The sequence below is a fragment of the Rathayibacter sp. SD072 genome (assembly GCF_017355185.1).
Classification (GTDB): Bacteria; Actinomycetota; Actinomycetes; order Actinomycetales; family Microbacteriaceae; genus Rathayibacter.
Genome location: NZ_JADILJ010000012.1, coordinates 73,455 through 83,696, shown reverse-complemented (window position 1 = coordinate 83,696; position 10,242 = coordinate 73,455). Strand labels below are relative to the sequence as shown.

Here is a 10,242-nt window from a genome sequence, read left to right as displayed (position 1 = left end):
TCATCGCGTTCGTCCCGCTCGCGCTGCTCTTCCTGCTCATCCTCATCGTCGGCCTCATCGTCGCCAAGCTCATCGAGAAGGGCCTCTCGCGCCTGCTGACCAAGGTCGGCTTCGACCGCGCGGTCGAGCGCGGCGGCATCAAGAAGGCGCTCGCCAACTCGAAGCTCGACGCCTCCGACATCGTGTCGAAGATCATCTACTACACGCTCGTGCTGTTCGTGCTCCAGTTCGCGTTCGGTGTCTTCGGACCCAACCCGGTCAGCGACCTGCTCCAGGGAATCATCGGCTTCCTGCCGAAGATCATCGTCGCGATCATCATCATCGTGATCGCCGCGGCCATCGCGGCCGGCGCGAAGGGCCTCATCCAGAACACCCTCGGCGGCCTGTCCTACGGCAAGCTCCTGGGCAACATCGTCGCCGTCTTCATCCTGTTCATCGGCGCCACCGCGGCCCTGAACCAGATCGAGGTCGCCACGACCGTCACCACGCCGATCCTCATCGCCGTGCTCGCGATCATCGCCGGCGTCATCATCGTCGGTGCCGGTGGCGGACTCATCAAGCCGATGCAGCAGCGCTGGGAGGCGATCCTCACCAAGGCCGAGGCCGAGGCTCCCAAGATCCAGCAGGAGGCGAAGAAGGCCCCGTCCGTGACGGAGCAGGCCTCGCGTGCCGCCGAGGCCGCGAAGCAGCAGACCGGTCAGAAGACCAGCGCCCGCCGCGCGGTCTGAGCCGACAGCACTCCTCCGGCCGGCCCTGCTCCTTCGAGCGGGGCCGGCCGTTCCCTTCTCCGCCGGCGCTCCCGCGGCCGGCTCGCTCCTCGCATCGGAGAGACCATGCACTCCTGTTCCCGGCTCCTCGCATGAGCACGTCACCCGAGACCCCTCCGTCCGTCGTTCTGCACGAGGAGCGACTCGTCGTCTCGACGCGGCGGTTCGCGACCGAGCGCGTCCGGCTCGAGCGCGTCGTCGTCACCGAGCAGCGGACGATCACCGTCGACGTCCGCCGCGAGGAGATCCGACTCGTGCGGGAGCCGCTGCCCGGCGACGATCCGCTGCCGGATGACGGAGCGGCCGCTCCTGTCGAGCCGGTCGTCCTGATCCTGCACGAGGAGCGGATCGGGATCACCAGGACCGTCGTGCCCGTCGAGCGCGTGACGCTCCGGGTGGCGTCGGTGGAGGGGGAGCGGGAGGCGACCGAGGAGCTGCGGCGCGAGGTCGTCGACGTCGATCGCTCGGTCGATCCGCTCCGGATCGACTGACGCCGGCTCGGTTCGGGTCGCCGAGAAGGTGATCGTGGTCGTCGTGCCCGCCGGGTGGAAGTCTCCCGCGAGGCGGATCCGCTTCCCGTGGTCTATCCAGCCCGACTCCCGTGTCTGCGCGCGGTCGAGGGTCTCGACGAACAGCTCGAACCTCCGCTCGCCCTTCTCGCGGTGCACCCACTCGAGGACCTCCTCGACGGACTGGCGCGGATGCGCGTGCCGGTGGCGGGGTCTCGATACGCCCCTTCGGGGCTACTCGACCAGCGGGAGGGGAGCCGTTCCTGCTGATCGAGTAGCCCTCGGAGGGGGCGTATCGAGATCCACGTTCCGGTGGAGGGGCCTCGATACGCCCCTTCGGGGCTACTCGACCATGGGAGGACATTTACTGTCGTGTAGGACAGTAAACCTGCTAGAGTCGAGCTCGGAACCCCCCCGAGACGAGAGAAGAGACGATCATGAGCACCATCACCCTCCCGGACGCCGTCGACGAGTTCGTCGCCGCCACCAATGCCCACGACGCCGAGGCGCTGGTCGCGGTGTTCGCGGCCGATGCCGTCGTCATCGACGACGGGACGACCTACGACACTCAGGACCGGATCCGCGAGTGGCTGACCGTGCACCAGATCGAGCCCCGCGTGGTGATCACGCCGATGTCGTTCGAGAGCGGACGACTCCTCGCCTCCGTCGACGGCGATTTCCCCGGCGGGCCGCTGCGCTTCGCCTTCGACGTCACCGAGACGGCCGGCCGCATCGCACGGCTCGAGATCCGGGCGGCCTGAGCGCCGCCCCGTCCTGATCGCGGGACGATCTGACCGATCGGGAATTTCTCGGCGGCCTCTCGCCTTCTTCTTCCTACATGCAATATATTGCATCCGAAAACACCCCTTCCACACCCGAGGAGAGACCATGTCCGCCACCGCCTTCGCCCCTGAGGACGACCACCCCACTGTCGTGCTCGTCCACGGCGCTTTCGCCGAGTCGTCGAGCTGGAACGGGGTCGTCGCCCGGCTCCGCGCCGAGGGGCTGCCCGTCCTCGCGGTCGCCAATCCGCTGCGCGGGCTCGCCGCCGACGCCGAGTACCTCCGCACCGTGCTCGACGCGATCGAGGGACCGGTCGTCGTCGCGGGACACTCCTACGGCGGCTCCGTCGCGAGCGAGGCGACCGAGGGCGCCTCGAACGTGCGGGCCCTGGTCTACGTCGCGAGCTTCCTGCTCGAGCCGGGCGAGAGCACCGGCGACCTCGCGGGGAGGTTCCCTGGCGGCGAGCTCGGCCCGGCTCTCACTCCCGTCCCGTTCTCGGCCGCGGGCTTCTCGGGCGACGACCTCTACATCCAGCAGGACAGGTTCCGCGAAGTCTTCGCGGCCGACGTGGACGAGGAGACCGCCGCTCTGATGGCGGCGACCCAGCGTCCGATCGCCGCTGCGGCCCTCGAGGACGCCGCCACGCGTGCCGGATGGCGCGGCATCCCGTCCTGGACGCTCGTGACCCGTCAGGACCTCGCGGTGCCGGCCGACTCGCAGCGCTTCATGGCCGCCCGCGCGGAGTCGCACGCGGTCGAGATCGACGCCTCGCACGCCGTCACCGTCTCGGAGCCGGACGCCGTCGCGGACCTGATCCTCGACGCCGTGCGCGCGACCCGCTGAAGATCCCGGGGGGCCGGCACGCTCTCCGAGGCGGGCCGGCCCCGTCCACGACTCCCCTGAAGAAGGAGCGATGACCCCTCCAGGACGCCTCGTCGCGGTGCTGCTGCCCGCTCGACACCCGTCTCGCGGTCAAGGAATGACCAGCGGCGACGGTGGCCGAATGACGATCAGCACTCGGTTTCACGGCATACAATATATCGCTGGGTGTTATCGTCGCTGCATGCCCATCCCGAAGACGACCGCCGTCACCCCCCGATCCCTCCTGCGGGACGACGTCTACCAGGCGCTGCGCGACGCGATCGTCGACGGCACGTTCGAACCGGGCGAGCGCCTCCGGGATCAGGAGCTCGAAGCCTGGCTGGGGGTCAGTCGGACTCCTATCCGCGAGGCGCTGCTCCGCCTCGCCCGCGTCGGGCTGGTCAGCGCGAAGCCGGGACGGGCCACGATCGTCACGCCCGCCACCGGCAAGAGCATCACCGACGCCCAGCAGATCGCCGCCTCGATGCACGACCTCGCGACGCGCCTGGCCGGCCCGTCCGTCACTCCGGAGTCGCTCGCGGAGATGGAGTCGGCGAACACCGACTTCGCGCGGGCGCTCGAGACCGGCGACGTCGACGGCGCGCTGCGCGCGGACGACGCGTTCCACGGAGTGCTCACCGGCCTCAGCGGCAACGCGATGATCGACGACGTCCTCGAGCAGGCGACTCCGCTGATCCGGCGGGCCGAGCGCCGGCGCTTCGGCTCGCTGGCCGGACGCGACTCGGTCGAGCAGCACCGCGCGATCGTGCAGAGCCTGCGCGACGGCGACGTCGACGGCGCGGCCCGGCTGAATCGCGAGAACTGGATGACCCTCGACCGTCACCTGCACGAGGAGGACGGGGGATGACCGGCGCACCGGGAGCCTCCGGCATCCTCGCCGAGCTGCGGATCTCGGCCCTCGTGACAGCGGCGCTCGCGTCGACGCTCAGCGACGAGCGCGCGGCCACTCCCGCTGAGGCCCTCGCGCTGGATCCCGCCAGGGCCGCGGTGCTGGACGCCCTTCCCGACGCGGAGTCGGCGCTGACGGAGCTGTGGGAGGGGCGCCGCGCGAGGAGCGGCAGCCTCGTCAGCGGTCTGAGCCAGGCCGCGGCCGCTGCGGGCGGCACCGTGCGGGCGTGGTCGGATCTGGGTGACGACGTGATGATCGCCCAGGGCCGCTCCTCCGCTCTGATGGCGCGTGTGCTGCTGGAGTCGGTGGCGCCCGCCTACGGAGTCGCCACGCCGACCCGGGTGCTCGACGTCGGCACCGGCATCGGAGCGATCGCGACGGCGCTCGCCGAGGGGATGCCGTCGGCGGACGTCGTCGGGATCGACATCGCCGAACGCCCGCTGGGGATCGCCCGCGCGCTCCTGGCCGAGGCGGACCCGCACGTCGGCGACCGCGTGCTGCTCCGCCGCGAGGACGTGACCGAGCTGAGCGATCACTCCGCCTATGACCTGGTCTGGATGCCGCTGCCGTTCCTGCCCGACGCGATCGTCGACCGAGCGCTCGACCGGGCGGTGGCAGCGCTGCGGCCCGGAGGTCTGCTGGTGCTCGGCACCCTCCCGCCGGTCGCCGACGAGCGGCTGCGCGCGGCGGACGCGTGGCTCGCGACGCTCACGGGCGGCGGCACGCTGACCAGGGACGAGGTCGTCGAGCGGCTGAGCACCCGCGGGCTCGAGCGCATCCGGAGCTTCGACACGGTGCCGGGAGCTCCGGTGCTGGTGGCGGCGGTCGTGCCCCGCTAGCGGGAGCGGTCGGGAGGGAGGAGCCCGCGCTCGCGCATCCGGGCCGCCGAGGCGATCGCGTCGGCGACGAAGCGCTCGGTCAGCTCGGTGTAGCGGCGGACGTCGTCGTCGGACCAGTCCTCGAGCACCTCGGCGATCATCCTGTCGCCGAGCGCGTACACGCCCCGTGCGGCCGCCTCACCGGCCTCGGTCAGGCTGATCAGGTTCGCGCGGCGATCGGAGGGATCCGTCGTCCGGACCACGAGCCCGTCTCCCTCGAGCCGGCCGACGATCTTGCTGATGTAGGAGGCGCCGGTCCCGAGAGCCTCGGCGAGGGCGGTCGGCCGCATCGGCCCCCACGCCAGCAGATGTCGGAGGGTCTGGTGCGACGGTTGATCGAGCGACTCGCCGGTCTTCGCGAGGATCTGGGCTTGGAGGGTGGGGGACTCCCAGAGCAGGATCAGCGCACTCAGATCGGCCAGCAGGGCGGAGCGGTACGGGAAGTCGGCGGGAACGGGAGTCGTGGTCCGGTCGGTCGCGCGCTCCTGGTCCACCCGGGGATCCTACCTGGAACGATGTCGTGCAGGACAGCAACGGAGGGAGCGTCATGGGCGCGATGGACGACCTGATCGGCCCGGAGGTCGTCGAGCGGCTGGCGGCCTCGATCCGGACGGCGGGCCCGGGGGAGCTGCCGGCGCTCGCCGCGGTGAGCGGATCGCTGGACGGCCTCCGGCTCCGGCAGCGCGTGGACCTCGTGCGCGACGCGCTGCTGAGCGATCTGCCCGCCGGGTTCCCGGCCGTCGAGAGCCTCGTGCTCGATCTCGTCGAGCAGCCTCTCCTCGAGGGGTGGATGATCTGGCCGGTGACCGAGCTCGTCACCGCGCGCGCTCTCGAGAGCGGCTCGGCCGAGGACTTCGACGCGGCGCTCGCGCTCCTCGCACGGCTCACCGTCGGCCTGACCGGCGAGTTCGCGATCCGCGACCTGCTGATCGCCCGGCCGGAGCGGGCGCTCGCGGTGATGCTCGCCTGGACGGACCACGAGAACGAGCACGTGCGGCGGCTCGCGACCGAGGGCTCGCGCGCCTTCCTGCCCTGGGCGAAGCGGGTGCCGTGGCTGCTCGCGCACCCGCGCGCGACCCGGGGGATCCTCGACGCTTCCTACCGGGACGAGTCCGAGTACGTGCGCCGCTCGACGGCCAACCACCTCAACGACCTCAGTCGCGTCGATCCGGAGATCGTGATCGAGACGGCTGCGGACTGGTCGGCGCATCCGGACGCGAACACGCAGCGGGTGGTGCGCCACGCACTCAGGACCCTGCTGAAGAAGGGCCGCCCGGCCGCGCTCGTCCTCGCCGGCTTCGACGGCGGGCTGCTGCGGGTCGGCCGGCCGCGTCTCTCCGTCGACGCCGTGCCCTGGGGCGGCTCGGTCGGGATCTCGGCCGAGATCGTCAACGAGGGCGGGACGGAGGCGACGGTCGTGATCGACTACTCGATCGGGTTCCAGCGGGCCGACGGCTCGGTGCGCCACAAGACCTTCCGCCTCACGACCCGGCGCCTCGCCGCGGGCGAGAGCGCGACCGTGACCCGGACGCACTCGTTCCGCGAGATCACGACGCGGAGGCACTACCCGGGCGCCCACTCCGTCACGGTCCAGGCGAACGGGGTGGTGTCGACACCGGTCGACTTCGTGCTCGAGCGCTGACGACGCAGCGCCGCCCGGGAGGAACAGCCTCCCGGGCGGCGCTGGGTACGGTGCGGAGTGCTACGCGTCGGTGCGGGACTCGACGTCCTTCGCGGTCTCGATCGGCTCGCCCTCGACGCTCGCTCGGTCGGCCTTGCCCCGGTCGCCGCGGGTCTTGAGGAGGCTCGCGACGGTGGCGACGGCGATCGTCGCTCCGATGAACGTGAGCGAGAACCAGATCGGGATCTCGGGCACCCACAGCAGCGGCTCGCCGCCGTTGATGAACGGCACCTCGTTGACGTGCAGGGCGTGGAACACGAGCTTCACGGCGATGAACGCGAGGATCACGGCGAGGCCCTGGCTGAGGTAGACGAGGCGCTCGAGCAGTCCGCCGATGAGGAAGAACAGCTGGCGCAGTCCCATCAGGGCGAAGGCGTTCGCGGTGAACACGATGTACGCCTCGCTGGTCAGGCCGTAGATCGCGGGGATCGAGTCGAGCGCGAAGACGAGGTCGATGAAGCCGATCGCGACGATGGTCAGCAGCATCGGGGTGACGAAGCGCTTGCCGCCCTTCTTCACCGTCAGCTTGTCGCCGTGGTACTCGTCGGTGACGGGGAGGATGCGGCGCACCAGGCGCATGAAGGCGTTGTTCGACGGGTCGCCGTGGTCGCCCTTGATCTGCTGGTAGGCGAGGACGAAGAGCAGGGCGCCGAACAGGTAGAAGACCCACGAGAAGTTCTCGATCAGCGCCGCACCGACGGCGATGAAGGCTCCGCGCATGATCAGCGCGATGACGATGCCGATCATCAGCACCTTCTGCTGGTACTTCTTCGGCACCGCGAAGCCGCTCATGATGATGAGGAAGATGAAGAGGTTGTCGAGCGACAGCGCCTTCTCGGTCAGGTAGCCGGCGAAGTACTCGCCGCCGTAGCGCCAGTCGGCGACGACGCCGATCCCGACGCCGAAGAGCAGCGCGAGGCCGATGTAGAACGCCGACCAGCGGGCGGACTCGCCGATGGTCGGTTCGTGCGGCTTGCGCACGTGGACGAAGAACTCGTAGACGAAGAACGCGATCGTCACGGCGATCGTGATGAGCCAGACGGCGGGGGTGATCTGCACGGAGGTGCTCCAAGGGGTTCGGTGGACGACACCAAGGTCTCCTCCACTCCGCCGGCGACCTGATGGCCTTCCGAGGCGGAGCCGATGGCCCGGGATGCTCAGTCGCATCCGTAATGACGGGCTCACCGCAGACGGGAGTACTCCCCTTGCTGGAGTCGATTCTAGGAGAGGCGTGACGCGTCAACCTGAGAAGAACCTCAGTCTCACGGCCGACGGCGCCCGTATTCTGGATCCACACTGCTGTACATTGGATCCAGCGGTGCGGTGCCGCGGGAGAGGCGTGCATGGTGATCCAGACCGTTCTGGGACCGGTCGACCCCGAGGGGGTCGGCAGCGTCTCGATGCACGAGCACCTGCTCACCGACGCGAGCGCTCTGCAGCGCCCGGGAGTCGAGCAGCTGGATCCGCACGAGCCCGTCACCGCCGAGCTCGCCGCTGCCCTGCGCTGGAGCCAGCTCGCGCTGGCCGACAATCTCCGCCTCGACGACGTCGACCTGCTCGTCGACGAGCTGCGCACCCCGTCCGCGCCGAGCGTCGTCGTCGATCTCAGCTCGCTCGGCTTCGGGCCCGACCGCGACCGCTTCCCCGAGCTCGCCGAGCGCAGCGGAGTCGCGATCGTCGCCGGCTACGGCGCGTACCTGCCCCGGCTGCTCCCGTCGTGGTACCTCGACCTCGACGTGGACGCGCGCACCGCGCTCTTCGAGCGGGCTCTGACCGAGGCGATCCCGGGCACCTCCTACCGCGCGGGTCTGCTCGGGCTGATGGGCACCACGGGAGCCTTCACCGCGCCCGAGGGCGAGCAGGAGCGCCTCGGGCTCACCGCCGCCGCGCGGGCCGCCGCCTCGACCGGCGCGGCGATCAGCGTGCGGCTCGCGGCCGACGCCCGCAACGGCCTGGACGTGCTGACCCACGTGATGGCCGAGGGCGTGGATCCGTCGCGCGTCGTGTTCACCACCGTCGACGAGTTCCTCGAGCTGCCGTACCTGCGCGACCTCTCGCAGGCCGGGGCTGTTCTCGAGATGTGCTTCGGCAACGAGGGCTCCCACGTCGGGCGGATCAGGAACGCGAGCGACCCCCAGCGGGTCGACGCCCTGCTCGCGCTGCTCTCGGAGGATCCCGACGGCCGCTGGGTCCTCGGGCACAGCACCTGGACCAAGGGCCAGCTGCGCCGCTTCGGCGGGCACGGCTTCGACCACCTCGCCGCGCGGGTCCTGCCGGGCCTGCGCCTGCTCGGCGTCGACGACGCCGTGCTGCACCGCTTCAGCGTCGAGGAGCCCGCGCGCTTGCTCGACCGACCGTAGGAGACGACCGATGAGAGACACCCTCGCCCCCCTTGCTCCGCTCGAGCCGTTCCTCCTGGACGGCGCCTGGATCGCGCCCGAGGGCGCCGAGCTGCTCGACGTGATCGATCCCGCGACCCAGGAGCTGCTCACCCGCGTCCCCCAGGCGACGGCCGGCGACGTCGACGCCGCCGTGACCGCCGCGCGGCGGGCGCACGAGGACGCGCGCTGGAGCGGGATGAGCCCGCACGACCGCAGCCGGATCCTCGGCCGCGTCGCCGACCTGATCGAGGAGCGCCTCGAGGAGCTCGCGGTGCTCGAGACGCGCGACAACGGCAAGCCGATCGAGCGCTCCCGCGCCGACACCGCGACCTCGGCGCGGGTGTTCCGCTACTACGCGGGCGCTCCGTCGCGCCTGACGGGCACCGTCGTCCCGGTCGACGGGGCGCACCACGTCTACACGACGCTCGAGCCGGTGGGAGTCGCGGCGCTGATCCTGCCCTGGAACTTCCCGATCATGACGGCCAGCTTCAAGCTCGCCCCGGCGCTCGCCGCCGGCTGCACCGTCGTCGTGAAGCCGGCGGAGCAGACTCCGGTGACCATGCTGCGGCTCGCCGCGATCTGCGAGGAGGCGGGCGTCCCCTCCGGAGTCGTGCAGGTGCTCACCGGCGACGGCCGCGTCGGAGCGGCGCTCACCGCGCACCCGGGGGTCGACAAGGTGTCGTTCACGGGCAGCACCGAGGTGGGCCGGAAGGTGATGCTCGCCGCCGGGGCCGACTTCAAGAGGCTCACGCTCGAGCTCGGGGGCAAGAGCCCCAACATCGTGTTCGAGGACGCGGATCTGGATGCGGCGGTCCTGACCGCGATGCGCGCGTCCTTCGGCCACTCCGGTCAGATGTGCACGGCGGGCAGCCGCCTGCTGGTGCAGCGCTCGATCCTCGACGACATGACGGAGCGTCTGGCTGCGGCGGTGCGCCGCGTCCCGCTGGGCGACGGTCTCGCCGGGGGAGTGACCGTCGGTCCGCTGGTCTCGGAGGAGCAGCGGCAGCAGGTGCTCGGCTACATCGCCCAGGGCGAGGCCGAGGGGGCGGTCGTCGCTGTCGGCGGCGGGGTGCCGGACCGGGCGGGCTACTACGTGGAGCCGACCCTGTTCACGGGCGTCACCAACTCGATGACCATCGCGCGCGAGGAGATCTTCGGCCCCGTGGTCGGCATCATCCCGTTCGACGACGAGGACGAGGCCGTGGCGATCGCCAACGACCAGAGCTACGGACTGGCCGCAGGGGTGTGGACGCGCGACCTCTCGCGGGCGCACCGTCTGGGGAAGCGCCTGCGCGCGGGGACGGTGTGGGTGAACACCTACAACCTGTTCGACCCCGCGCTGTCGTTCGGCGGAGTCGGCGAGTCGGGGCTCGGCCGCGATCTCGGCGAGGAGGCACTGCGCTCGTTCTGCGAGTCGAAGAGCGTGGTCATCGCGCTGTAGGGGGCGCCCCCGCCAGTCCATGCCAGCACTC

At 71.0% G+C, this 10,242-nt stretch carries 11 protein-coding genes; 9 read left to right on the top strand and 2 right to left on the bottom strand.

Going from position 1 to position 10,242, the window contains the following annotated elements; genetic code table 11:
- The 6 genes from IOC53_RS07150 to IOC53_RS07125 all read left to right on the top strand — a co-directional run.
- On the top strand, positions 1 to 728 hold a 728-nt coding region (locus tag IOC53_RS07150), incomplete at its 5' end, for a hypothetical protein (RefSeq protein ID WP_207403822.1).
- Positions 729 to 859: 131 nt separating this feature from the next.
- The gene (locus tag IOC53_RS07145) at positions 860 to 1,258 is read left to right on the top strand and encodes a YsnF/AvaK domain-containing protein (RefSeq protein WP_207403820.1); all 399 of its coding nucleotides are present in this window, start codon (positions 860 to 862) and stop codon (positions 1,256 to 1,258) included.
- A gap of 455 nt (positions 1,259 to 1,713) precedes the next feature.
- Positions 1,714 to 2,037 (top strand): nuclear transport factor 2 family protein, encoded by a 324-nt coding sequence (locus IOC53_RS07140; protein WP_207403818.1) that lies wholly within the window; start codon positions 1,714 to 1,716, stop codon positions 2,035 to 2,037.
- A 127-nt stretch (positions 2,038 to 2,164) separates the two neighbouring features.
- Positions 2,165 to 2,902, top strand: coding sequence for an alpha/beta fold hydrolase (locus tag IOC53_RS07135; RefSeq protein ID WP_207403816.1), 738 nt, complete (start codon positions 2,165 to 2,167; stop codon positions 2,900 to 2,902).
- Between the two features lie 220 nt (positions 2,903 to 3,122).
- Complete coding sequence (locus tag IOC53_RS07130; RefSeq protein ID WP_207403814.1) at positions 3,123 to 3,788, top strand: GntR family transcriptional regulator; 666 nt, start codon at positions 3,123 to 3,125, stop codon at positions 3,786 to 3,788.
- Positions 3,785 to 4,669 carry a class I SAM-dependent methyltransferase gene (locus IOC53_RS07125; RefSeq protein ID WP_207403812.1) on the top strand — a complete coding sequence of 295 codons (885 nt, stop codon included), beginning with the start codon at positions 3,785 to 3,787 and terminating at the stop codon, positions 4,667 to 4,669. The genes IOC53_RS07130 and IOC53_RS07125 overlap by 4 nt, the downstream gene beginning before the upstream one ends.
- On the opposite strand, the gene IOC53_RS07120 is transcribed toward IOC53_RS07125, so the two are convergent.
- Positions 4,666 to 5,202, bottom strand: a complete 537-nt coding sequence (locus tag IOC53_RS07120) for a MarR family transcriptional regulator (RefSeq protein ID WP_307786097.1) — start codon at positions 5,200 to 5,202, stop codon at positions 4,666 to 4,668. The genes IOC53_RS07125 and IOC53_RS07120 overlap by 4 nt on opposite strands.
- 26 nt (positions 5,203 to 5,228) lie before the next feature.
- Here IOC53_RS07120 and IOC53_RS07115 point away from each other — a divergent pair, with 26 nt between their 5' ends.
- On the top strand, positions 5,229 to 6,350 hold the full coding sequence (locus IOC53_RS07115; RefSeq protein ID WP_307786096.1) for a DNA alkylation repair protein: 1,122 nt from the start codon (positions 5,229 to 5,231) through the stop codon (positions 6,348 to 6,350).
- Positions 6,351 to 6,410: 60 nt separating this feature from the next.
- On the opposite strand, the gene IOC53_RS07110 is transcribed toward IOC53_RS07115, so the two are convergent.
- Positions 6,411 to 7,448: a TerC family protein gene (locus IOC53_RS07110; protein WP_207403810.1), complete on the bottom strand. Its 1,038-nt coding sequence runs from the start codon at positions 7,446 to 7,448 to the stop codon at positions 6,411 to 6,413.
- Positions 7,449 to 7,732: 284 nt separating this feature from the next.
- On the opposite strand from IOC53_RS07110, the gene IOC53_RS07105 reads away from it, so the two are divergent.
- Both IOC53_RS07105 and IOC53_RS07100 read left to right on the top strand, forming a co-directional pair.
- Positions 7,733 to 8,749 carry a hypothetical protein gene (locus IOC53_RS07105; protein WP_207403808.1) on the top strand — a complete coding sequence of 339 codons (1,017 nt, stop codon included), beginning with the start codon at positions 7,733 to 7,735 and terminating at the stop codon, positions 8,747 to 8,749.
- A 10-nt stretch (positions 8,750 to 8,759) separates the two neighbouring features.
- The gene (locus IOC53_RS07100) at positions 8,760 to 10,211 is read left to right on the top strand and encodes an aldehyde dehydrogenase (RefSeq protein WP_207403806.1); all 1,452 of its coding nucleotides are present in this window, start codon (positions 8,760 to 8,762) and stop codon (positions 10,209 to 10,211) included.
- Positions 10,212 to 10,242: the final 31 nt, after the last annotated feature.

Bases quoted from the DNA above. Each gene is read 5' to 3' on its own strand.
- IOC53_RS07145 (WP_207403820.1), top strand. From the start codon at position 860: ATGAGCACGTCACCCGAGACCCCTCCGTCCGTCGTTCTGCACGAGGAG.
- IOC53_RS07140 (WP_207403818.1), top strand. From the start codon at position 1,714: ATGAGCACCATCACCCTCCCGGACGCCGTCGACGAGTTCGTCGCCGCC.
- IOC53_RS07135 (WP_207403816.1), top strand. From the start codon at position 2,165: ATGTCCGCCACCGCCTTCGCCCCTGAGGACGACCACCCCACTGTCGTG.
- IOC53_RS07130 (WP_207403814.1), top strand. From the start codon at position 3,123: ATGCCCATCCCGAAGACGACCGCCGTCACCCCCCGATCCCTCCTGCGG.
- IOC53_RS07125 (WP_207403812.1), top strand. From the start codon at position 3,785: ATGACCGGCGCACCGGGAGCCTCCGGCATCCTCGCCGAGCTGCGGATC.
- IOC53_RS07105 (WP_207403808.1), top strand. From the start codon at position 7,733: ATGGTGATCCAGACCGTTCTGGGACCGGTCGACCCCGAGGGGGTCGGC.
- IOC53_RS07100 (WP_207403806.1), top strand. From the start codon at position 8,760: ATGAGAGACACCCTCGCCCCCCTTGCTCCGCTCGAGCCGTTCCTCCTG.